This is a genomic window from Flavobacterium aquidurense, from assembly GCF_002217195.1.
Classification (GTDB): domain Bacteria; phylum Bacteroidota; class Bacteroidia; order Flavobacteriales; family Flavobacteriaceae; genus Flavobacterium; species Flavobacterium frigidimaris.
In genome coordinates, this window is record NZ_MUGR01000044.1 from 1 (window position 1) to 24,054 (window position 24,054).

Annotated in this window: 18 protein-coding genes; 15 read left to right on the forward strand and 3 right to left on the reverse strand. The window is 36.1% G+C overall.

Features of this window, described 5'->3' with window-relative positions:
* Positions 1-998: 998 nt before the first annotated feature.
* The gene (locus B0A67_RS20830) at positions 999-2,006 is read right to left on the reverse strand and encodes an LLM class flavin-dependent oxidoreductase (RefSeq protein ID WP_072965001.1); all 1,008 of its coding nucleotides are present in this window, start codon (positions 2,004-2,006) and stop codon (positions 999-1,001) included.
* Between the two features lie 283 nt (positions 2,007-2,289).
* Between B0A67_RS20830 and B0A67_RS20835 the strand changes: the two genes are divergently transcribed.
* The 4 genes from B0A67_RS20835 to kdpA all read left to right on the forward strand — a co-directional run bounded on the left by B0A67_RS20835 (position 2,290) and on the right by kdpA (position 6,351).
* Complete coding sequence (locus B0A67_RS20835) at positions 2,290-3,633, forward strand: sigma-54-dependent transcriptional regulator (protein ID WP_072965002.1); 1,344 nt, start codon at positions 2,290-2,292, stop codon at positions 3,631-3,633.
* A gap of 340 nt (positions 3,634-3,973) precedes the next feature.
* Entirely contained in the window at positions 3,974-4,255 is a 282-nt protein-coding gene (locus B0A67_RS20840; RefSeq protein WP_055094560.1) for a DUF7674 family protein, read from the forward strand.
* Positions 4,256-4,443: 188 nt separating this feature from the next.
* Positions 4,444-4,521 carry a K(+)-transporting ATPase subunit F gene (gene kdpF, locus B0A67_RS25440; protein WP_016362011.1) on the forward strand — a complete coding sequence of 26 codons (78 nt, stop codon included), beginning with the start codon at positions 4,444-4,446 and terminating at the stop codon, positions 4,519-4,521.
* 108 nt (positions 4,522-4,629) lie between these two features.
* Entirely contained in the window at positions 4,630-6,351 is a 1,722-nt protein-coding gene (gene kdpA / locus B0A67_RS20850) for a potassium-transporting ATPase subunit KdpA (RefSeq protein ID WP_072965003.1), read from the forward strand.
* Positions 6,352-6,425: 74 nt separating this feature from the next.
* Here kdpA and B0A67_RS20855 read toward each other — a convergent pair whose 3' ends face one another.
* Positions 6,426-6,794 (reverse strand): four helix bundle protein, encoded by a 369-nt coding sequence (locus B0A67_RS20855; protein ID WP_072965004.1) that lies wholly within the window; start codon positions 6,792-6,794, stop codon positions 6,426-6,428.
* Positions 6,795-6,862: 68 nt separating this feature from the next.
* Between B0A67_RS20855 and kdpB the strand changes: the two genes are divergently transcribed.
* The 6 genes from kdpB (at position 6,863) to B0A67_RS20890 (ending at position 15,557) form a co-directional block, all read left to right on the forward strand.
* Positions 6,863-8,920, forward strand: coding sequence for a potassium-transporting ATPase subunit KdpB (gene kdpB / locus B0A67_RS20860; RefSeq protein ID WP_072965005.1), 2,058 nt, complete (start codon positions 6,863-6,865; stop codon positions 8,918-8,920).
* Between the two features lie 80 nt (positions 8,921-9,000).
* Positions 9,001-9,582 (forward strand): K(+)-transporting ATPase subunit C, encoded by a 582-nt coding sequence (locus tag B0A67_RS20865; RefSeq protein WP_072965006.1) that lies wholly within the window; start codon positions 9,001-9,003, stop codon positions 9,580-9,582.
* Between the two features lie 239 nt (positions 9,583-9,821).
* Positions 9,822-10,898, forward strand: coding sequence for a porin (locus tag B0A67_RS20875; RefSeq protein WP_072965028.1), 1,077 nt, complete (start codon positions 9,822-9,824; stop codon positions 10,896-10,898).
* A gap of 172 nt (positions 10,899-11,070) precedes the next feature.
* Positions 11,071-12,198, forward strand: coding sequence for a sensor protein KdpD (locus B0A67_RS20880; protein ID WP_072965008.1), 1,128 nt, complete (start codon positions 11,071-11,073; stop codon positions 12,196-12,198).
* Between the two features lie 199 nt (positions 12,199-12,397).
* Positions 12,398-14,119: a HAMP domain-containing sensor histidine kinase gene (locus B0A67_RS20885; RefSeq protein WP_072965009.1), complete on the forward strand. Its 1,722-nt coding sequence runs from the start codon at positions 12,398-12,400 to the stop codon at positions 14,117-14,119.
* Between the two features lie 676 nt (positions 14,120-14,795).
* Entirely contained in the window at positions 14,796-15,557 is a 762-nt protein-coding gene (locus B0A67_RS20890) for a phosphatase PAP2 family protein (protein ID WP_072965010.1), read from the forward strand.
* Between the two features lie 188 nt (positions 15,558-15,745).
* On the opposite strand, the gene B0A67_RS20895 is transcribed toward B0A67_RS20890, so the two are convergent.
* Positions 15,746-16,519, reverse strand: coding sequence for an XRE family transcriptional regulator (locus B0A67_RS20895; RefSeq protein ID WP_072965029.1), 774 nt, complete (start codon positions 16,517-16,519; stop codon positions 15,746-15,748).
* Positions 16,520-16,604: 85 nt separating this feature from the next.
* Between B0A67_RS20895 and dinB the strand changes: the two genes are divergently transcribed.
* From dinB to B0A67_RS20920, 5 genes are all read left to right on the forward strand, one after another.
* A complete protein-coding gene (gene dinB, locus B0A67_RS20900) occupies positions 16,605-17,786 on the forward strand; it encodes a DNA polymerase IV (RefSeq protein ID WP_072965011.1) in 1,182 nt (393 codons plus the stop codon).
* Between the two features lie 3 nt (positions 17,787-17,789).
* On the forward strand, positions 17,790-20,849 hold the full coding sequence (locus B0A67_RS20905; RefSeq protein ID WP_072965012.1) for a DNA polymerase III subunit alpha: 3,060 nt from the start codon (positions 17,790-17,792) through the stop codon (positions 20,847-20,849).
* A gap of 199 nt (positions 20,850-21,048) precedes the next feature.
* A complete protein-coding gene (locus B0A67_RS20910; RefSeq protein ID WP_072965013.1) occupies positions 21,049-22,428 on the forward strand; it encodes an exonuclease domain-containing protein in 1,380 nt (459 codons plus the stop codon).
* 72 nt (positions 22,429-22,500) lie between these two features.
* Positions 22,501-23,277, forward strand: a complete 777-nt coding sequence (gene xth / locus B0A67_RS20915; protein ID WP_072965014.1) for an exodeoxyribonuclease III — start codon at positions 22,501-22,503, stop codon at positions 23,275-23,277.
* A gap of 7 nt (positions 23,278-23,284) precedes the next feature.
* Positions 23,285-23,911, forward strand: a complete 627-nt coding sequence (locus B0A67_RS20920) for an alpha-ketoglutarate-dependent dioxygenase AlkB family protein (protein WP_072965015.1) — start codon at positions 23,285-23,287, stop codon at positions 23,909-23,911.
* Positions 23,912-24,054: the final 143 nt, after the last annotated feature.

Below are 24,054 nucleotides of genomic sequence, written 5' to 3' on the forward strand. Positions count from 1 at the left end.
TATGCGACGTTTTCTCTATCGGTTCTTTTCGAATCTCTCAATTCTATTACTCTTATTCTTTTGTTTTAACATCTCTGTTAAAACGGCTGTCAATTCAATATGTCTACGAACGTGTCTTCTGTTTTGTTTCGCTTATCTCTCAAAGCGGGTGCAAAAGTAGAAAATTTATTTTCAACTGGCAAGTAAATTTTGAAGTTTTTTTTTAGAAAATCTCTTTTCCTTTTCTCCTCATTTCCTAACCAATATCTCAATGAACTTCCGTTGTTTTGCGGGGTGCAAATGTAACATCTGTTTTCAAATCTCGCAAGCTTTTTTAAATCTTTTTCAGAAAATAAATTTTCCGTTTAATTAATCTCTCTTGCCAGTATTTCAGTGAACGTCTGTCGTTGTTGCGGGTGCAAAAGTAGCTAGTTTATTGAGTTAAACAATAGCTTTTCGCAACTATTTTTAATCTTTTTCATAAGTCGCTGGTTGGGTGGTTTTTACAATTCAAAGTTTTTTTGTGGTTTGGGTAACTTTCTTGATTTTTGCCTGTTTTGGGTGTTTTTGCCACAAAGGCGCTAAGGCACGAAGGTTTTGTTTTGCTTGCTTTTCCTGCTTTATCCTGAGTCTTATTAAGACACAAAGCCGGGGTTTGATGCTTTTATTGTTTGCAAAAAGGTGCTGGATCTTCTTTTTTTGCCTTTTGTTTCTGCTTTTCCTAATGTTTCTTTGGAAAACTACTGCCCTAGCCCCGATAGTAGTAAAAATCCTTTTGTGCCGGTCCCGATAGCTATCGGGAGAAACAAAAGATTGGAACGGACAGCGGGAAATAGCTCCTGATTCAAATTCCAAACCAACTTAATAGTAAACCCGACATGTTTTAAAAACCTGTTAGGTTTCATGGACTAAAAATTACTCTTATATATAGGTAGCAAAAACAAACCCGACAGCTTTTGAAAACTGTCGGGTTAGAGGATTGAAATCGTACCTTATATATAGGAGAGATAAAAGTGTCCTTATATAGTATTGATACTATCGATTACTTCTTTTGTAATGTGGATGCTTTTGAGTTTGGCCTGATGATCGAAAATTGGACCTGTTGCCATGAGCTCATCTACGCGTGCGTAATCGATAAACTTTTTAAGATCCGTTATTAACTGTTCTTTGTTTCCTGTGAAAGTGCATGCGGTCATTTGATTGACATGGAAGCGCTCTTCTTCGCTCATAATCTCATCTAGTGAATCTACGGGTGGTTGCAAACCTTTACGATCACCTCGAATTAAATTCAAAAACATTTGATATAAACTTGTAGATAGTCTTTCAGCTTCTTCGTTTGTGTCGGCTGCAATGATATTAACACACGCCATTGTTTTGGGTTTGTCTAAAAATTCTGAAGGCTGGAAGTTTTCACGATAGAATTCGAACGCCTGAATCATTTGGCGTGGTGCAAAATGTCCGGCAAATGCATATGGTAATCCGTAAGCAGCGGCAAGCGCAGCACTTTCTGTACTTGAACCCAGAATCCAGATGGGAACGTTTGTGCCTTCAGCCGGAAAAGCTCTCACTTTTGCCATTGCATTTCCGGCAGAAAAGTAGTCCTGAAGCTTGGTAACGTTTTGAGGGAAACGCTGCGCCTGCTCAAAAAAGTCTTTTCGGATGGCTTCGGCAGTTGGCTGATCTGTTCCCGGTGCTCTTCCTAATCCTAAATCGATTCGGTTAGGATAAAGGGTTTCTAATGTCCCGAATTGCTCAGCGACTATTAAAGGAGAATGATTCGGTAACATAATTCCACCAGAACCTACTCGGATGCTTTCAGTCTGACTGGCAATATAACCAATTAAGACTACAGTTGCTGAACTGGCAACATGCGCCATATTGTGATGTTCTGCCAACCAAAAACGTTTGTAACCTAAATTGTCTGCAAGCTGGGCTATTTCCTTTGTTTTTTGAAATGTTTCGCTTGCGTTGCTATCTTGTGTAATGATAGCTAATTCTAATATTGAGATTGAAATTGAGTCTTTCATATATGATGTAACTTTTATACAAAATTACTTCATTTGCTACAAAGCTTAAATTTTTTCATGTTAATAGAATTATAAATTTATCACTGTTAGATATTTTAATGCTGTTATATACAATTGAAATATTGCCATTAGATCGCTTGAAAGTTAATTTTATACCAGAAGCAACCACTTTATGATCTTAAAATTATTTTTTCGCAAGAATTTCCTATCGATCAAAAAGTTGAATGATTTAAAACCTAAATTTGTATCTGAAAATAAATTTCGATCCTAGACTTTTCCTCAAATGACACATAAAATTTTAATTATAGACGATGAAGAAAAACTCAGAAGTCTATTGGCACGCATTATTAAATCAGAAGGATTTGAAGTTATTGAAGCTAAAGATTTAAAATCCGGTTTCAAAAAGCTTGAGCAAACTGATATTGATGTCGTTTTATGTGATGTAAAACTACCTGACGGAAACGGGGTTGATTTTCTGCAAAACATAAAAGGAAGTTTTCCTTTGATTGAAGTTATTTTACTAACGGCTTTCGGAAATATTCCGGATGGTGTTCAGGCCATGAAAAACGGTGCTTTTGACTATATTGTAAAAGGTGACGATAACGACAAAATTATTCCGCTTTTGTATAAAGCGGTTGAGAAAGCGCATTTGCAGAAAAAGGTAAAACAACTCGAGAAACGTATTGGGGATAAATATTCTTTTAATACCATTATAGGAAAATCAAAAGGGATCGAACAAGTTATTGATCTTGCTAAAAAAGTGGCTAAAACGGATTCGACCGTTTTACTTGCCGGCGAAACCGGAACGGGAAAAGAAGTTTTTGCTCAAGCGATTCACGAAAACAGTAATCGTGTCGGAAAATCTTTTGTCGCTTTAAACTGCAGTACTTTCAGCAAGGAAATTCTGGAAAGCGAGCTTTTTGGTCACAAGCAAGGTGCTTTTACCGGGGCTCTAAAAGATAAAAAAGGCTTTATTGAAGAAGCGAATGGCGGAACTTTATTCCTGGACGAAATTGGAGAAATGCCAATTGAACTACAAGCCAAATTATTACGCGTTTTAGAAACGAGCGAATATATCCCAATTGGAGATACAACTCCCAAAAAATCAAATTTCAGATTAATTGCCGCTACAAACAGGGATTTAAAAACCGAAAGCGAAGAACACCGTTTTCGTTCTGACTTGTATTTTCGTTTGAATATTTTTGAGATTACACTTCCGCCTTTGCGCGAAAGAATAAAAGATATTGCGCCTATTACCCAATATTTTGTGAAGCAATTTTCTGAGAAAACGAATAAAAAGACTTTAGATATTACTGATGATTTTCTTCATAAACTAGAAAATTATTCCTGGCCTGGAAACATACGCGAACTTAAAAATATTATCGAAAGATCTGTGATTTTAAGCAATGGTAGTATTTTAACTTCAGATGTACTGCCTTACGAAATGCAGCATCAGCCTGAAAAAGCTACTAAATCAATGTCGGCTTTTTCTATGCAAAGTGTTGAGAAACTGCATATCCAGAAAGTTCTAAACTATACGAAAGGCAATAAAGCAGAAACTGCCCGTCTTCTTGAAATTGGAATTGCTACTTTGTATCGAAAACTGGAAGAATATAATATACAATAATTAGGTTTTAAATTTCAAAAGATAAATTCCAAATTCAATTTTTAAAGCTTCAGAGAAGCGTCATATATATAGAGAGATCATTTATTCCCCATGATAAAAATCTCCAGCGGAGCGACACGTAGACAGTCTATAAATATGTCACCCCGCCGGGACTTTTAAATTCAAAATACAAATCCTAATACCTATCATTTCAATAAAAGCTTATCATTTTGATAAGCTTTTTTTATGCCTGATTTTTGGCACGAAACCTCAACGCCTTTATTGGCAACACCTTAGTTAATAATATCTTTTTTCGGTCTGACTTTTGGCATAAGTGGAGAGAACACAAAAATTCATTATCATGAAAAATCAAGTCACCTCAATCTACAAACAAGCGGAACGTTTTGCCGATATCACCAAAAAATCTATTATTTCAGGTAATATCGTTCGTGCAAAAAAATGCCTGGCACTTGCTGAACGCCTTTTTATTAATGGAAGCATCGAAACTAAAAATGCCATTTCTAATGTGTATGTTTTCTCAGTTTCTTCTTTTATGGAAGTACGTCACTGCAACATTTCGCATCTTTTTCCCCAAACGCTTAAAGCCGAATATATCAAACAAGTTAATACGTCCGGTGTGTAATTAGTGAAATGTGTTTTGTGAAATGTCTAGATGTTTTCTCTTCCTTTTTACAAATCACATTTTACATTTCACAAATCTAAAATCTAAAATAAAAATCTATGTTAATCACTTTTCTTTTACTCGCATTGGCTGTTTTGCTTTTTGCCATTTGTTTTAAATCAGTTGAATTTTTTGAAAAAATCTAAATCATGACTGCACTATTTATTATCGCCCTTGCCGTTTTTGGCTATTTGGTTTATGTATTAATCAAACCCGAAAAATTTTAATGATGCAGGAAGTTAAATGTTATGTGTAAAAAGCCAGCTGTGTTACAACTTTCATTTACATCTTTCATTTTACAAATCACATCTCACAACAAAAATAATCTCAAAATTATGAACACAGAATTACTTGGCGTCATCAGTATTTTTATCATTTCGATAGTTTTAGCCATTCCGATAGGGAAATATATAGCTAAAGTTTATTTGGGTGATAAAACATTTCTTGACCCGATTTTCAATCCAATTGAAAAACTTATTTTTAAAATCAGTGGCATCAATTCTACCGAAGAAATGAACTGGAAACAGCACTTAAAAGCACTTTTAAGTATCAATATGGTCTGGTTCTTTCTTTGCTTTTTTATCTTATTGTTTCAGGGATCATTATTCTTAAATCCTGATAACAACCCATCGATGAGCCCGGATTTGGCATTTAATACTGCCATTTCATTTATAGTAAATTGTAATTTACAGCACTATTCAGGTGAAAGCGGTGTTTCTTACTTATCTCAGATATTCCTGATGTTCCTGCAATTTGTTTCTGCCGGTGTCGGAATGGCTGCTGCTGCAATGGTTTTTACTGCGATGAAAGAAAGAACCACTGATAAATTGGGGAACTTTTATAATTATTTTATTAAAAGCTGTACCCGTATTTTATTACCACTTTCGGCTATTGTCGCTACTGCTTTGGTATTTAGCGGGTCACCAATGACTTTTGAAGGTAAAGATACCATCACTACTTTACAGGGTGATCATGTAGAAGTTTCTCGTGGGCCAGCTGCTGCCTTTATTGCCATAAAACATATAGGTACAAATGGTGGTGGTTTCTTTGGCGCCAACTCGGCACATCCGTTAGAGAACCCTACTTACTTTACGAATGCTGTTGAATTATGGGCGCAATTAATTATTCCGTTTGCTATGATTTTTGCTTTAGGTTTTTATTTAAAGAAAAAGAAATTATCCTACGTTATTTTCGGAGTTATGACGCTTGGATTTCTATTACTGGTCATTCCAACAGTTATGAGTGAAATTAATGGAAATCCTGCTATCGAAAAAATGGGAATTGCCCAGACAACCGGAGCAATGGAAGGAAAAGAGGTTCGGTTTGGGCCTGCCATTTCAGGATTCTGGAGTATTGCAACCACTGTAATTTCTACAGGTTCTGTAAACAGTATGCACGATAGTTCAATGCCTGTTTCCGGTGCGATGGAATTGCTTGCCATGATGGTCAATGCGTTTTATGGCGGTTGCGGTGTTGGGATTCTGAACTTCTATATTTTTATCATTCTGGCTGTATTTATTTCCGGATTAATGGTAGGTCGAACACCTGAATTTTTAGGGAAGAAAATTGAAGCGCGGGAAGTCAAAATTGCTGCTTTTATTGCAATCCTACATCCTTTATTAATATTATCAGGTACTGCTTTGGCTTCTTATTTTGCCGCACATGATACTGCAATGGGATATTGGTTTAACGGAAATGCAACTGGCTGGCTGAACAATCCCGGACATCATGGATTCTCTGAAATGTTATATGAGTATACTTCTAGCGCTGCCAATAACGGTTCTGGTTTTGAAGGTTTAGGAGATAACAATCCGTTCTGGAATATCACTACGGGAATCGTATTACTGCTGAGTCGTTTTATTCCTATAATCGGCCCATTGGCCATTGCTGGATTATTGGCGAATAAAAAATACATCCCGGAAAGTGCCGGAACTTTAAAAACTGACACTTCTATTTTTGGAGTAATGTTTTTTGCTGTAATCGCGATTATTGCTGCCTTATCATTCTTCCCAGCGTTGGCACTTGGTCCATTGGCAGAATATTTCCAAATGCGTTAGATGCGAAAAAGTTAGATGTGAAATATAAATTGTGATTAATTCAGTATTTCACATCTAACAAAACTATCTCACACTCATTGGTTTGCCAATCTATTTTCAAGGTTTTTAATTAACCCATAAATAAGTTTCCCTATGATGTCTAGTTTTTCAATTAATTGCTCACAATTCTTCTCCGTAATGAAATTTAATTCTTTACTGAGTAAGATTAAAGTATCAAGTTCCGATAATGATCCTAATGAAATATGTAAAAAATGGATAAATTCTTTCAAGCCTTTTCTTGCAGCTCCTTCCGCAATATTAACCGGAACAGAAACTGAAGCTCTTCTAATTTGAGATGTGATTCCAAATTTTTCATCAGAGGGGAATTGATTAGTAACTAAATAAATTTCTTTAACGAATTCAAAACTTTTAATCCATGAATTCAATTTTTTATGTGGTTTCATATTTAAAATAATTATTTACAAAAGTAGGAAATTTCACATTTTACATCTAACATTTTACACAAAGAAAAATGACAACTAATAAATCCACATCATTGTTTGAAAGCAAACAGGTAAAAGAAGCCCTAGTGCAATCTTTTGTGAAGCTTAATCCAAAATTGATGATCAAAAATCCGGTAATGTTTACCGTAGAAATAGGAACTGCCATAATGTTTGCCGTTTGTATTTCCATTTTAATGGGAGCAACAGATCAGGGTAGTTTTACTTATAATTTAATTGTATTTTTAATTTTACTGGCTACTCTTTTGTTTGCCAATTTTGCTGAGGCTATTGCCGAAGCCAGAGGAAAAGCACAAGCCGATAGTTTAAGAAAAACACGGGAAGAAACTCCTGCAAGACAAATTTTGCCTAACGGAGAAATCAAAAACATCAGTTCATCTGAATTGAAAAAAGGAGATGTTTTCGTTTGTGAAGCCGGAGATTTAATTGCAACCGACGGGGAAATTATCGAAGGTTTAGCTACAATTGACGAAAGCGCTATTACTGGAGAAAGTGCTCCTGTAATTCGGGAAGCGGGTGGTGATAAATCATCTGTAACCGGAGGAACAAAAGTATTGTCTGATAAAATTAAAGTAATCGTGACCTCTGAACCCGGCGAAAGCTTTTTGGATAAAATGATTGCTTTGGTTGAAGGTGCAAGCCGTCAGAAAACACCAAACGAAATTGCCTTAACCATTTTATTAGCCGCATTTACTTTAATCTTCGTGATTGTGTGCGTTACGCTAAAACCGTTTGCCGACTATGCAAATGCACCCATCACGATTGCGGCTTTTATTGCACTATTTGTTTGTTTGATTCCAACCACAATTGGTGGTTTATTATCAGCAATTGGTATTGCAGGTATGGACAGAGCATTAAGAGCTAATGTGATTACAAAATCCGGAAAAGCGGTTGAGACTGCCGGAGATATTGATGTCTTGCTTTTGGATAAAACCGGAACGATCACGATTGGAAATAGAAAAGCAACGAATTTTTATCCTGCAAAAGGCGTTTCTGAAGAAGATTTTATAAAATCTGCTGTGTTAAGTTCATTAGCAGATGACACTCCGGAAGGGAAAAGTATTATTGAATTAAGTGAAATGTTAGATGTAAAAGGTGAGATCAAAGCAAGCATTTCACAACTCACAGATCACATTTCACAAACTATAAAATTTACCGCTGAAACCAGAACTTCCGGAGTTATTTTAAAAGACGGAACCAATATTAGAAAAGGCGCTCAGGATGCAGCAAAAAACATTACGCTTCAAGCCGGAAATACTTTCCCTGAAGATACCGCTCAAAAAGTAATTGATATCTCGTCTAAAGGAGGAACACCATTAGTTGTGATTAAAAATGATCAGGTTCAAGGTGTTATCGAATTGCAGGATATCATAAAAACCGGAATGAAAGAACGTTTTGACCGATTGAGAAAAATGGGTGTAAAAACAGTGATGGTTACCGGAGATAATCCGCTTACAGCAAAATTTATTGCAGAAGCTGCCGGTGTTGATGATTTTATTGCCGAAGCAAAACCTGAGGATAAAATGAACTACATCAAAAATGAGCAAAATCTGGGTAAACTGGTTGCCATGATGGGTGACGGAACGAATGATGCTCCTGCCCTTGCGCAAGCCAATGTGGGTGTTGCCATGAACAGCGGAACTCAGGCTGCGAAAGAGGCCGGAAACATGGTCGATCTTGATAATGATCCAACAAAATTAATCGAAATTATCGAAATTGGGAAACAACTTTTAATGACCCGAGGAACTTTAACAACGTTCTCGATTGCAAATGACGTTGCGAAGTATTTTGCTATTGTCCCTGCTCTTTTTATCACTGCAATTCCTGCGCTTGAAGGATTGAACATCATGCATTTGCACAGTCCTGAAAGTGCCATTTTATCAGCCGTGATTTTTAATGCGATTATCATTCCTATCTTGATTCCGCTGGCTTTGAGAGGAGTTGATTATAAACCAATTGGTGCAAGTGCCATTCTAAAAAGAAACCTGTTGATTTATGGTTTAGGCGGATTGATTATCCCTTTTATCGGAATTAAATTAATTGATTTACTTGTAACCTTCTTTATGTAAGGTTCTGAGATACTAAGTTTCTAAAAAAAAAACTCAGAAACTTAGCTCCTTAGTCCCTTAGAACCTTTAAAATAAACACAATGAAAACTATATTCTCACTATTAAAATTAACACTGCTTACCGTAATTCTACTGGCAGTTATTTATCCTCTTGCGATTTACGGAATTGCACAATTTGCTCCTAATCACGGAAAAGGAGAAACTATTTCGGTTAACGGAAAAGTGGTTGGATACCAAAAAATAGGTCAGAAATTCGATAAATCGAATTATTTCTGGGGACGCCCGTCGGCGGTTGATTATAATGCCGCCGGAAGTGGCGGTAGTAACAAAGGACCAAGCAATGCTGAATATTTGGCTTTGGTTCAAAAAAGAATTGATACATTTTTAATCGTTCATCCTTATTTGAGAAAATCTGAGATTCCTGCTGATATGGTGACAGCTTCAGGAAGTGGTTTAGATCCGAATATTTCTCCACAAGGTGCCTTGATTCAGGTGAAACGTGTTGCCACAGAAAGAAAATTATCTGAAGATAAAGTGAAGGCTTTGGTTGAAGCGAATATCAATACTCCTAAGGTTATGGGAACTCCAACGGTTAATGTGTTGGAATTGAATGTGGCTTTGGATGAGCTTTCTGGAAAAGGTTCTAAGGTTCTGAGTCGCTAAGATTCTAAGTTTTTTATCCTAACAGGTTTTGGAAACCTGTTAGGATAATACACGCCCTTTTTTACCCCAAATGTCCTAGCCCTGATAGTAGTGGAAATCCTTTTACTTTTTTCTTTAAAAAGTAAAAGATTGAAACGGATAGCAGGAAATAGCTCCTTAAAACCTACTAAATAATAAATTAATGAGGATGAGATTGTTTTCGCCGCGGCGAACAAGTCTTCCTCACAATGACAAACAAAATGAAAAAAATTATACTTACCGCTTTAATCGCATTTGGTTTTAGCAATTTACACGCTCAGGACGAAACAAAAAGTCCGTTTACGTTTTCGGGATATGTAGAAACTTATTATAGTTATGATTTTGGGAAACCGGAAGATCATACACGCCCGGGCTTTTTTTACAATTACAATAAAAGTAATGAAGTAAATATCAATTTAGGATTGGCAAAAGTGAATTATTCGAAAGATAATATTCGTGGGAATTTTGCCCTAATGGCCGGAACTTACGCCGAATATAATATGGCGGCCGAACAGGGTTTATTGAAAAATGTATATGAAGCGAATGTGGGTGTTAAAATTTCGCAAAGCCATAATTTATGGGTCGATGCTGGAATTATGCCGGCACATATTGGTTTTGAAAGCGCAATTGGAAAAGATTGCCCCACTTTAACAAGAAGCATTCTGGCTGAAAACTCTCCGTATTATGAAACAGGAGTTAAAATTGGTTACACTTCTGAGTCTGGAAAATGGTATTTGGCCGGAATGTATCTAAATGGCTGGCAGCGTATTGAGAAAGTAAAAGGTAATCAAACACCTGCTTTTGGAACGCAGGTTACCTATAAACCATCAGACAGAGTGGTTTTGAACTGGAGTACTTATGTTGGGAATGAGCAACCGGATATCGACAAAAAATGGCGTTATTTTAATAACTTTTACGGGCAATTTAAGGTAACAGATAAAACAAATATTACAGCTGGTTTTGATGTTGGTTCACAACAAACGGCTAAAAACAGCAATAAATATGATACGTGGTTTTCACCCGTTTTGATTCTGCAATACAAACCAACTGCTAAAATTCAGTTAGCAGCACGTGGTGAATATTATAGTGATGAAAAAGGTGTGATCATTTCAACAGAAACACCAAATGGTTTTAAAACTTACGGATTTTCAGCTAACTTTGATTACTTAGTTACTGATAATGTAATGTTTAGATTAGAAGCAAGAAATCTTTCGAGTAAAGATGAAATATTTACAAAAGACAATCTTCCAACAGATACCAATACGTTTGTAACGACTTCGTTGGCGATTAGTTTCTAGAAAATATTCAGCCACAGATTTCACAGATTAAATGGATTTTACATCTCTTTGTGTTGATTTATTCGCCACGAATTCACGAATTATAATTTATCCCATTTATAAATAAAAATTCGTGAATTCGTGGCTAAAAAAATAAAAACTTTGCGACTTAGTGCCTTCGTGGCAAAACCATATGGAACAGAAAAAAGAAAATAACGCACAGCACTTTCTCGATTTAATTCAGAAATCACGAAAAGGAAAGTTTAAAGTCTACATTGGCATGAGCGCCGGTGTGGGTAAAACTTATCGGATGTTACAAGAAGCACATTCGCTGTTGAAAAACGGAATTGATGTAAAAATTGGTTACATCGAAACACATATGCGAAAAGAAACGCATGAACTTTTATCTGGTTTGCCTGTGATTCCACGGCGAACCATTTTCTATAAAGGAAAAGAGCTAGAAGAACTTGACGTGCAGGCTATTATCAATCTGAGACCTGAAGTGGTAATTGTGGATGAACTGGCACACACAAATGTTGAAGGAAGCAAAAACGAAAAACGCTGGCAGGATGTTTTAGAGATTCTGGAAGCGGGAATCAATGTGATTTCGGCAGTGAATATTCAGCATATTGAAAGTCTGAATGAAGATGTAAAACGGATTACAGGAATTGATGTTCAGGAACGTATTCCGGATAATGTGTTGCGACTGGCAGATGAAGTCGTGAATATCGATTTGACTTCTGAAGATTTGATTGCGCGTTTGAAGGAAGGAAAAATTTATACTGCCGATAAAATCCAGACGGCTTTGACAAATTTTTTTAAATCGGATCAAATTCTGCAATTACGTGAATTGGCCCTGAAAGAAGTAGCGAGTCAGGTGGTGAGAAAAGTCGAAAGCGAAGTACCTCAACTACATGCTTTGAGACATGAAAAACTGTTGGCATGTATCAGCAGTAATGATAAAACAGCCAAAATCGTGATTAGAAAAGCGGCTCGTCTGGCAAGTTATTACAACGGATCCTGGTATGTTTTGTATGTAGAAACTCCTAAAGAAAGCAGTACAAAAATTGCATTAGACAAACAACGCCATCTAATTAATAATTTTAAACTGGCAGTACAATTGGGTGCTGAAGTGATTAAAACAGAGAACAAAAATATTGCAGATGCTATTTTGATTGCGGTGGAAGAAAAACATATTACAACTGTTTGCATCGGAAAACCGCATTTGAATTTATTTAAAGTAATTTTGTCTACAACGATTTTCAGACGCTTATTAAATAGCTTGTCTTTATCGAATGTAGACCTTGTTATTTTATCGTAAATTTTCTAACCATAATAGTCGTTTTAAACCATGTAAGTTATATAAGTTCATTTAAATTGGAAATCTGAAAAATTTAACCGCAAAGAACGCAAAGGTTTACGCTAAGTTCGTTAAAGTTTTTAACCTTTCCTTAATTATGCATCCTCTTATATAACTTATATGGTTCAAAAAAAAATAAAATGTTTTTAAAATAAACATCATGAGAATTAAAACTAAATTGAATCTGGGAGTTGGATTGTTATTTTTAATGATAATCATACTTTCATTAGTCAGTGGCTATTCTGTTTTTTTGATAAAAGCAGACACGGAGAATATTCTGAAAGCGAATTACAACACGCTGGAATATTCCAGAAATATGATTTTGTCTTTGGATGAAACTAAAATGAGTACGGATAATAAACTGCATACATTTAAAGAATATCTTGCAAAACAGACTCAGAATGTTACTGAACCCGGAGAAAAAGAAGCAACAGCAAGTCTTGAAAAAAGCTTTGCACTTTTAGAAAAAAACAGTACTGACGAAGCTGTAAAAACACAAATCAGACAGGATATTTTTGCGATTATGAAACTCAATCTCGATGCCATAAAGCAAAAAAGTGATATCGCCAAACATACCGCTGAAACTGCCAATTTATGGATTGCCATTGTGGGGACTTTGTGTTTTTTGATCGCCTTTAATCTACTGGTGAATTTACCCAATAACATTGCGAACCCCATTAAGGAATTGACTCAGAGTATTAAGGAAATTGCAAATAAAAATTATTCGGAGCGTGTGCATTTTACTAATCATAACGAATATGGAGATCTCGCCAAATCGTTTAATACCATGGCGCAAAAACTCCAGGAATACAACAATAGTAATTTGTATAAATTGTTCTTTGAGAAAAAACGACTGGAAACCCTTATCAATAACATGCACGATCCTATTATTGGATTGGATAATGAGGGCATTATTTTGTTTGTGAATGATGAAGCACTAAAAATAATCGGAATGAAATCTGAAGATGTTATCGGGAAATCGGCTTCTACTCTAGCGTTGTCAAATGACCTAATTCGTTCTTTGATTTTGAAAGAATTAGCAACTGATTCTCAGAAAAAACAACCAATGAAGATTTTCGCTCACGGAAAAGAAAGTTATTTTGATAAAGAAACTATCAACATCACGATAACTCCAACAGGTGAAGAAAAAGAAATCAATATTGGTGATGTCATTATTCTGCGAAATATTACTTTATTTAAAGAACTTGATTTTGCGAAAACAAATTTTATTGCCACCGTTTCACACGAATTAAAAACCCCTATTGCTTCTATAAAACTGAGTCTTCAATTGCTTCAAAACAATAAAACAGGCGATATGAACGACGATCAAAAACAATTGGTAGAAAGCATTAAAGATGATAGCCAAAGGTTATTGAAAATTACCGGAGAATTACTGAATTTATCACAACTGGAAACCGGAAATATTCAGCTGAATATTGAAAAAAGTAATCCGTATGCTATTGTAAATTATGCTGTTGAAGCGGTAAAAGTTCAGGCCGATCAAAAACAAATTAAATTGGTTATTGATGCCGATGAAAATCTTCAAAACGTAAAAGCCGACAGCGAAAAAACAGGCTGGGTTTTGATTAATTATCTTTCAAATGCGATTACGTATTCTTCTGAAAAAAGTACGATTGTTATCAAATTAAAAGAAGAAAAGGATCAGATTGTTTTTCAGGTGATCGATACCGGAAAAGGAATCGATGCGCGATACAAAGACAAAGTTTTTGATAAATATTTTCAGATTCCCGGCAGTCAGAAATCAGGAACCGGATTAGGTTTAGCCATTAGCAAAGAATTTATCGAAGCGCAAAATGGAATTATTGGTGTCGAAAGTAATTTAGGTTTGGGAAGTACGTTTTGGTTTTCGTTGAAAGTATAAAAAAGAGCCGGAGGCTCGACCAATATTGTAGGGCTGGATTTTAATCCAGTTTTTTCGCCACAGATTTCACAGATTAAAAGGATTTTTTTTTAGTTTACGTTGAAAGTGTAAAAAAGAGCCGGAGGCTCGGCCAATATTGTAGGGCTGGATTTTAATCCAGTTCCGCATAAAACAGGTCGTTCCTACGGAATTTTAAAAATTTATAAATCTAATTTTCAACGGATTAAAATCCGTTGCTACAATATAAATCATTCCTACGGAATTTTATGTAGTCCCTACGGGGCATTTTTACTTGTCGTGATTATCTTTTTCTACCAACATTTAACTCCTAACGGAGTATATCTCAAAGAGATTATATGACATAAATATTTCTTTTTTTCTACCAACATTTAACTTCTAACGGAGTAATATCTCGGAGAGATTATATATTGGTAGAAAAATTTTACACGCGAAATGTTTGTCCCGTAGGGACTACACCTTTAATTGAAAAATAATATTTTTATTTACTATTGAAATTTTCATTGATATTGAATATTTTATCCTCTAATATTTAGCCAATCTTAATCCAATTACTTCATTCAAAGACAACTGATTAATATTCGCTTAAGGTTCAATTAAGCCCAAAATACCTGCATTGAACATTCGTTATTATTGCAACTTATAACAATAACGAAAGATGTTTTACAAAACGATTTCTCTGGTATTTCTATTCGGATTTTTTTCTGCAAATGCACAGCAAAATGATTCGATAACCAAAATTGACAGTACTTCACATAACCTGAAATTCAATTACAAACAATTAATTATTCCGGGAGTATTAATTGGATACGGCGTTATTGGAATTGGAAATGATCAGCTCTTAAGTTTTAATCATCAAATTAAATCAGAAGTTACAGAAGATATTGACGAGAAGATTACGATTGATGATTTCTCTCAATACGCACCTGCAGCTTCAGTTTATGCTTTGAATGCTTTTGGTGTAAAAGGCAAGAATAATATGCGGGATCGATCTGTGATATTTGTGACTTCATACGCTATTATGGCGACAACGATTTTGGGTTTAAAATCGATTGTACATGAAGAAAGGCCAGACGGCAGTTCGAACAATTCTTTCCCTTCCGGACATACTGCAACTGCTTTTGCCGGAGCTGAATTTTTATGGCAGGAATACAAAGACAAATCGATTTGGTACGGAATCGCAGGTTATGCCGTTGCAACCGGAACGGGATTATTTAGAATTTACAACAATCGCCATTGGTTAACAGATGTTGCTGCCGGAGCCGGAATTGGGATTTTGAGTACTAAACTGGCCTATTGGATGAATCCGTATATTACCCGAAAATTATTCAAATCATCGTCTGAAAGTAATTCAACTTCTATGATAATGCCGTTCTATAATGGACAACAATATGGGTTGGGTTTTGTGAAGGTTTTTTAGATTTTTTTGACACTAAGATTCAAAGTTTATTTATAGCCACTCCCGATAGCTATCGGGATTCACAGATTAAAAAAATTTTTAATGACTTTGTCTAGATTTTTCAGCCACGAATTCACGAATTTTAATTTAAAATAATTCGTGAATTCGCGGCGAAAAAAAATGCTTCAAATCTGCAACAAAAAACTTTTCTAAGTATTCGAAGTATTATTCTTAATCTCCATAACCTCTCTTTTCACTTCTAGAAGCAAATCTTTCATACTTTGAGATTCTGTCTGTTCATGGCGTTTATCGCTTCGGCCAATGTTGCATTCGTATTCCCAGATTTCTAAAATATCTGAGGCTTTTACTTCGTAATTCGGATAAAAACGATTGTCTGATTCCAAAACCAACGCATTCTTTTTGTTTTTGTTGAGACGTTTGTACACCATTCCTTCATTTTTGGTAATCAGGATATAGGTTCTACCATCCATCACCTCTCCCAGCCTTTCGACATAACGGCCAATAATAATAGATCCGTCTTCATGTGGCGGCATCGAATCGCCTTCTACAGGAAATCCGCGGTGTTTTCCCGGTCCTAAAAACGGAAGCGAAACCTGCTGCAGACTCTCGATATATTCGGGATCGGCATATCCGTTTAGATATCCTGCTTTTGCTTTTTGAGATACAATTTCGATATAATTCTCCCCAAAACTATCTACTTGTATGGGTAAAATAAGTCGGTTGCCTTCTAGTTTTATCAGGTTTTCTATATTGATTTTACGTATATCGACAGACAATAATAAATCAATACTCATATGAAAATACAAAGCAATCTGCTTTAAAATATCATATGGCGCTTCGGAGGTTCCATCTTCGTATTTAACGTATCTTCCTCGGGTAATTCTAAGGTTTTCAGCTAATTTCTCCTGAGATATTTTATGCTTAACCCTCAATGCTCTGATGTTATCTGAAAATAAGGACATAATTAATTTGTTATAATTTGGAACAACAAATATACAAAAAAATGTTATCATCTGTACTAATTTTGTTTCATACAAAAACAAGGAAATGGCAAGGGCAATTGTACACATGGATTTGGATACCTTTTTTGTATCCTGCGAGAGACTAACCAACTCAGAATTAAGTGGTATTCCGCTTATTATTGGCGGTGGCGATCGTGGTGTTGTAGCCTCATGTTCGTATGAAGCCAGAAAATTTGGAGTACGCTCTGCGATGCCTATTCACATGGCGATGAAACTTTGTCCGCAAGCCAAAATTATCAAAGGCGATATGGAATTATATTCTCGATTGTCACATGATGTTACGCAAGTGATTCAGGAAAAAGCACCGATAATGGAAAAAGCCAGTATCGATGAATTTTATCTTGACATTACCGGAATGGACAAATTTCACGGCAGTTACAAATGGACAGATGAATTGGCACAATCTGTTATTAAAGAAACCGGATTGCCTATTAGTTTTTCGTTATCTGTTAACAAAACTGTTTCTAAAATTGCCACTGGCGAAGGCAAACCAAAAGGAAATTTAGAAATTCCAGAAGGCAATGTACAGTCTTTTTTGAATCCGTTGTCGATACAGAAAATACCTATGGTGGGGAATGTCACTTTTCAGCTCTTATCCCGAATTGGCGTTCGCAAAATTCAGACTTTATCTGAAATGCCTCCCGAAGTTTTACAACAAATGATTGGTAAAAACGGTCTGGACATCTGGAAAAAAGCCAACGGAATAGATCATACGCCTGTAGAACCTTATACCGAAAGAAAATCAATTTCAACCGAACATACTTTTTCTCAGGACACGATCGATATTATCATGCTAAAATCGATATTAATAGGCATGGTCGAAAAACTGGCTTTTCAATTGCGATCTGAGCAATGGTTAACCTCGACCATTACGGTTAAAATACGCTACGCCAATTTTGATACCGAAACCAAACAATGTAAAATAGCTTATACTTCAGCAGATCATATCCTGACCAAAAATGTGATGGAATTATTTGATAAAGTATATCAGCGCCGAATGCGATTGCGCCTGATTGGTATTCGCTTTAGTGGATTGGTTCGCGGAACGTATCAAATTGATCTTTTTGAAGATACCGAGGAAATGCTTTCGCTTTATGCCGCGATGGATAAAATGAAAAGCCGTTATGGTTTTGATGCTGTCATGCGTTGCGCCGGAGCTTCTTTTAAACCTAATAATAAAGATGAAATTTTAAAACGTATCAAATAAATCATGTATCTCAATTGTCATTCTTTTCATTCTCTGCGTTACGGCACAATTCCTCTCGACAAACTCGTTGAGCAAGCCGTCTTGTATGGTGTAAAAGCTATGGCACTTACTGATATTAATACCGTTACCGGAATTTACGATTTTATGAGAGCTTGCGAATCCAAAGGAATTAAACCTCTTGTGGGAATGGAATTTCGATTTAATCATGAATTTCGATATATCGGCTTAGCCAAAAATGCCAGCGGACTTGGCGAAATGAATCGTTTTTTGACGGATCATAATTTCAGCGGAGAATCTTTGCCATTGATTGCTCCGGAATTTGATTCGGTTTTTGTGATTTATACTTTAGAAAATGCTCCTGAATTTCTTCGCGAAAATGAATTTATCGGAATTCGTCCGGATGAAGTTTTAAGACTTCTTACTTCGGAACATAAAAACAAAATAGCCAAAATGGTGGTGTTGCAATCAGTGACTTTTAGCAATAAAAGAGAATTTAATCTGCATAAAATTCTACGAGCGATTGATACGAATATCATTTTATCGAGACTTACAGAAACTGATTATTGTAAAACTTCTGAGAAAATGCTCCCGCCAGAATCGCTTTTACCATTTTATGAAAGTTATCCTGAAATCATTGCCAACACGCAAAGAATAATCGATTCTTGTAATTTTCAATATGATTTCTCAATTAAAAGAAATAAAAAATTCTTTACCGGAAGTCGCGAGAGTGATCTCAAAAAACTAACAGAATTGGCCGAAAAAGGTTTTGAATGGCGTTATGAAAAAGAAAACACAATTGCTCGAAAACGTGTAGAAAAAGAACTAAAAGTTATTGACGAATTACAATTCAGTGGTTATTTTTTAATCACTTGGGACATTGTCAGATACAGCAACAGTCAGGGATTCATGCACATCGGGCGTGGAAGCGGTGCCAACAGCATTATTGCCTATTGTCTCGGAATTACCGATATCTGTCCAATTGAACTTGATCTGTATTTTGAGCGTTTTTTAAATTTAAATCGAAAAAGCCCTCCTGATTTTGATATTGACTGGAGCTGGAAAGAACGTAATACCATTTTAGAATATATCTTCAATAAATACGGAAAAGACCATGTTGCTTTTTGTGGCACCAATGTCGAGTTCAAACACCGTTCAATTTTTAGGGAAGTCGGAAAAGTTTTTGGTCTTCCGAAAGAAGAACTGGATATGCTGGCCAAAAATCCTATGGCCTTACACGAAACCAATTCTATTGTAAAACTAGTTCAGGAATACAGCCTGATGATGAATAAATATCCAAATCAGCGAAGTATGCACGCTTGCGGAATTATCATTTCTGAAGAACCAATTACGGATTATACGCCGCTGGAAATGCCTCCGAAAGGATTTCCTATCGTACTTTTCGATATGCACATTGCAGAAGAAATTGGTTTTGATAAATTCGATATTCTGAGTCAGCGTGGTATTGGTCATATTGATGACAGCGTAAAACTCATTGAGAAAAACCGAGGGATTAAAGTGGATATTCGCAATACTTCGATCTCAAAAGATGAAGCAGTTTGTAATGTTCATTTGGCACAAGGCAAAACTATTGGCTGTTTTTATATCGAAAGCCCTGCTATGCGCGGATTATTACGTCGATTGAATTGTGATAATTATAAGATCTTAGTTGCTGCTTCTTCTATTATTCGTCCCGGCGTAGCACAATCCGGAATGATGAAAGAGTATATTTTTCGTCATAATAATCCGGATCAGTTTCAATATTTTCATGAGGTTTTTAAGGAACATCTTGGCGAAACCTACGGGATTATGGTGTATCAGGAAGATGTGATTAAAATTGCTCAGCATTACGGAGGACTGCCCGCCCCTGATGGTGATATCCTGCGTCGCGCCATGTCGGGAAAAGGCCGTTCTATGGAGGCTTTACAAAAAGTAAAAGATAACTTTTTTGCCTGTTGTGCAGAGAAAGGACATCCTGAAGCACTAAGTCAGGAAATTTACCGCCAAATTGAATCCTTTGCCGGGTTTTCGTTTTGCAAAGCGCACTCAGCTTCTTACGCTGTTGAGAGTTATCAGAGTTTATATCTCAAGATCAATTATCCTGTAGAATTTATGACAGCGGTAATCAACAATCAGGGTGGCTTTTACAGAACCGAAGTGTATATACATGAAGCCCGAATGTCTGGCGGAACAGTTCTTAATCCGTGTGTGAATAAAAGTGAATATCAAACTACGGTGTACGGAACTGATATTTATCTCGGTTTTATGCATTTGCAGAGTTTAGAATCTAAAACGGCTCATTTAATCGAATCGGATCGGGATAAGAATGGAGATTTTCTTTCTTTGGAAGATTTCATCAATCGCATTCCAATTGGGATTGAGAGCATGAAAATCCTGATTTTTATAGATGCTTTTCGTTTTACAGGAAAAACCAAAAATCAGCTTTTGGTCGTTGCCAGTTTACTTTTAAACAATTTCAAACCCGAAAACAGAAGTTTGATGCTGCTGCAGGAACCTGTAAAAGAGTACAAGCTCCCAACTTTAGAACGTTCTTTATATGAAGATGCTTTTGATGAAATCGAATTACTGAGTTTCCCCGTATCCTGTACCGTTTTTGATTTGCTTCAAACCAAACATCGTGGCGATATTATGGCCAAAGATTTAGTGATTCATCATAAAAAACAAGTCCGTATGCTGGCGTATCTGATTTCCAGAAAACAAGTTCCCACAAAAAAAGGTAATATGTATTTCGGAACCTGGATCGATCACGAAGGCACTTATTTTGATACAGCTCATTTTCCGGATTGTCTGGCACAATTTCCTTTTCAGGGCGGAGGTTGTTACCTGCTTTTAGGAACTGTCGAGGTCGATTATCATTTCCCAACGATCACGATTACCAAAATGGCCAAGATGCCTTTTATTCCTGATCCGCGTTATATGGATGCTAAAGATCAATATAAAACACAGCGTTTGATCAAGGAGGATGTGAGTCCTACGCATCGGGAACCCTATCCGCAAGGACATGAAATTAATTTACCCAGACACCGAATGAAATTTCAAAACTAAAAATCGTTGAACATAATTTTTAAACACATAGAAACATAGTTTTAAAATAATAAAAAAGACGTTTCACTTGTCTAAATACACATAACTATGTGAGAAAATCATGATTTTATAAAAGGATCTTATATTTAAAAATTAAATCTATGTTTCTATGTGTTAAACATTTAAACGACACAAGAAGAAATTACGTTATATTAAAGAGATGAAAAAGCAAGAATATGCCATAGTAGATATCGAAACCACTGGTGGAAACGCCAGTGGCAGCCGCATTACAGAAATTGCGATCATCATTCATGACGGAGAAAACGTGATTGATCGTTATGAAACGCTTGTGAATCCTGAAAAAGAAATACCTATTTCGATTTTTGCCTTAACAGGAATCAATAATGAAATGGTAGCTAATGCACCAATATTTGATGATATTTCAGATAAAGTGTTGGAAATGCTTACTGATCGTGTTTTCGTTGCCCATAATGTCAACTTTGATTATTCGTTTGTTCGCCATCAACTCGAACAAGCGGGTTTTAAATGGACAGCCAGAAAGTTATGTACCGTTCGTGCGGCACGAAAAATCAGACCCGGTTTAGGATCTTATAGTTTAGGGAATCTTTGTAATTCATTGGATATTTCTTTAGAAAACAGGCATCGTGCCGGTGGTGATGCAGATGCAACCGCCATATTATTTTCACGATTACTCAAATGGGATGATGAAGGTCATATCGAAAAAATGATCAAAGCAACATCACTAGATCAGCGATTACCGCCTAATCTTCCGCCTGACGATTTTAATAATTTACCGGAGAAACCCGGTGTCTATTATTTTTATAATGAGGTCAAAAAGGTAATTTATGTTGGAAAAGCCATCAACTTAAAAAAACGCGTTGCCTCTCATTTTAGCGGTCATAAGATCAATCCGCAAAGACAGCATTTTTTAAGGGACATACATTCTATTTCTTTTGAAGTCTGTGGCAACGAATTAATGGCGCTACTTTTAGAATGTACCGAAATCAAGCACCTTTGGCCCACTTATAACAGGGCTTTAAAACGTTTTGAACCTAAATACGGACTTTATCAATATGAAGCCCGCAACGGATACAAATATCTGGCAATTGGAAAACTCAATAAATTTCAATCGTGTATTGAACATTTTAGCAGTATACACGAAGGAACAAATATGCTGCGAAGCCTGGCAGAACAATTTGAAATCGATTATAGGTTTTGCAAATATTTAAGACCTCAGGACGGTGAAATATTTCAAAATAATGATATAACAGATTTGCCGGATGCCGCGATCCATAATGAGCAAGTCGACAATGCTATCGAATTTTTATTAAACAACAGACCCACATTTGCGATCATAGAAAAAGGAAGATCATCACACGAACGCAGTTGTATCTGGATCGAAAATGGTCATTTTTATGGTATGGGATATATTCCATATGATGTTGCAATTACGGATCCGTCAGAAGTAAAAAATTATACTACGCCTTATAAAAGCAATCAATACATTGTGCAGTTGATTTTTGCTTACGCAGAAAAAAATCCGCGTAAAGTATTCTTTAACAAACAGTTTATGAAATAAGGATATGATTTTATGTAATTATAAAGGCGCAAAAAGCTGTAAATTTAATAATACAACCTAATTAAATCTACTATGAAAATAGCAACTTATAACGTCAACGGGGTCAACGGACGCTTAAACGTATTACTGAAATGGCTTGAAGAAACTAATCCGGATATTGTATGCCTTCAGGAATTAAAAGCGCCACAGGATAATTTCCCTGTTAAAGCAATTAATGATGCCGGTTACAATGCGATTTGGCACGGACAGAAACAATGGAATGGCGTTGCGATTCTGGCGCGTAATATGGCGATTGAGGAAGTAACGCGCGTTCTTCCGGGAGACGACGAAGATGTTCAAAGTCGGTATATCGAAGCTTTGATAAACGGAATTGTAATTGCATGTCTTTATCTCCCAAACGGAAATCCTGCGCCAGGACCAAAATTAGAATATAAACTAAAATGGTTTGATCGTCTGGCTGATCGTGCAGCAACGCTTTTGAGTTTAAAAATTCCGGTAATATTGGTTGGAGATTATAATGTGATGCCAACAGAACTAGATGTTTATAAACCTGAGAAATGGGCAAATGATGCACTTTTTTTGCCTCAAGTACGAAAAGCTTTCAAGGATATTGTTTCTCAGGGATGGACAGATGCGATTCGAACTTTATATCCTAATGAGAAAATTTACACTTTTTGGGATTATTTCAGAAAGGCTTACGAACGGGACGCAGGACTTAGAATTGATCATTTTTTACTAAGTCCGCAACTAGCAAAAAAACTAATTTCCGGAGGAGTTGACCGCCATGTACGGGGATGGGAAAAAACAAGCGACCATGCTCCGGTATGGATTGAAATTGACACAAAATAACTGAACAATGACACTATTTAGCGATACCGAATTATTTGCCACAGGTTTAGCAGGAAAAAAAATATTTGACCTGCCTGATGCAGAACTTATTTTGATCGATAATTTCTTCAGCAAAGAAGAATCTGATCGTTTTTATGAAAAACTACTTCATCAAACCAAATGGAGAGAATATGAAATGGAAATGTATGATAAAATTGTTACTGCTCCCCGAATGATTTCCTGGTACGAAGACAAAGATAATGTTGGGGCAGATCAGAACGGCCCTAACTGGACGTATGAACTGTTGACTATCAGAGGCCGGGTTGAAAGAGAAACTCAGCTTGATTTTAATAGTCTGTTACTCAATTTATATCGGGACGGGAATGATGGTGTTTCGTGGCACAGCGATAAAGAACATAATTCAGGCCCAAACCCGATTATTGCTTCGGTAACTTTTGGTGAAACCAGAATGTTTCGGTTGCGTCATAAATTCCGTAAAGAGATTCCCCAGGTAGAAATTCCTTTGCATCACGGATCCTTTTTATTGATGGCAGGAACAACCAATAGTTTCTGGCAGCATCAGGTTCCTAAAACAGCCAAAAATGTATTGCCAAGAATCAATTTAACCTTTAGAAGAACTAAACGAAGTGAATGATTATAAACCACTCAAAATGAGTTTTTTTTGATTACAAAACGACGAGGAAAATTCCTCCTCTAAAAGTTAAAATACTCAGTACATGAACCTTTTATTAGGCAGAACCTATCTTTTTTACTACTTTTGCAACCTTTTTTTATATA

Coding starts and splice junctions, on each gene's coding strand:
- B0A67_RS20830 (WP_072965001.1), bottom strand. CDS start 2,006: ATGAAAGACTCAATTTCAATCTCAATATTAGAATTAGCTATCATTACA.
- B0A67_RS20835 (WP_072965002.1), top strand. CDS start 2,290: ATGACACATAAAATTTTAATTATAGACGATGAAGAAAAACTCAGAAGT.
- B0A67_RS20840 (WP_055094560.1), top strand. CDS start 3,974: ATGAAAAATCAAGTCACCTCAATCTACAAACAAGCGGAACGTTTTGCC.
- kdpF (WP_016362011.1), top strand. CDS start 4,444: ATGACTGCACTATTTATTATCGCCCTTGCCGTTTTTGGCTATTTGGTT.
- kdpA (WP_072965003.1), top strand. CDS start 4,630: ATGAACACAGAATTACTTGGCGTCATCAGTATTTTTATCATTTCGATA.
- B0A67_RS20855 (WP_072965004.1), bottom strand. CDS start 6,794: ATGAAACCACATAAAAAATTGAATTCATGGATTAAAAGTTTTGAATTC.
- kdpB (WP_072965005.1), top strand. CDS start 6,863: ATGACAACTAATAAATCCACATCATTGTTTGAAAGCAAACAGGTAAAA.
- B0A67_RS20865 (WP_072965006.1), top strand. CDS start 9,001: ATGAAAACTATATTCTCACTATTAAAATTAACACTGCTTACCGTAATT.
- B0A67_RS20875 (WP_072965028.1), top strand. CDS start 9,822: ATGAAAAAAATTATACTTACCGCTTTAATCGCATTTGGTTTTAGCAAT.
- B0A67_RS20880 (WP_072965008.1), top strand. CDS start 11,071: ATGGAACAGAAAAAAGAAAATAACGCACAGCACTTTCTCGATTTAATT.
- B0A67_RS20885 (WP_072965009.1), top strand. CDS start 12,398: ATGAGAATTAAAACTAAATTGAATCTGGGAGTTGGATTGTTATTTTTA.
- B0A67_RS20890 (WP_072965010.1), top strand. CDS start 14,796: ATGTTTTACAAAACGATTTCTCTGGTATTTCTATTCGGATTTTTTTCT.
- B0A67_RS20895 (WP_072965029.1), bottom strand. CDS start 16,519: ATGTCCTTATTTTCAGATAACATCAGAGCATTGAGGGTTAAGCATAAA.
- dinB (WP_072965011.1), top strand. CDS start 16,605: ATGGCAAGGGCAATTGTACACATGGATTTGGATACCTTTTTTGTATCC.
- B0A67_RS20905 (WP_072965012.1), top strand. CDS start 17,790: ATGTATCTCAATTGTCATTCTTTTCATTCTCTGCGTTACGGCACAATT.
- B0A67_RS20910 (WP_072965013.1), top strand. CDS start 21,049: ATGAAAAAGCAAGAATATGCCATAGTAGATATCGAAACCACTGGTGGA.
- xth (WP_072965014.1), top strand. CDS start 22,501: ATGAAAATAGCAACTTATAACGTCAACGGGGTCAACGGACGCTTAAAC.
- B0A67_RS20920 (WP_072965015.1), top strand. CDS start 23,285: ATGACACTATTTAGCGATACCGAATTATTTGCCACAGGTTTAGCAGGA.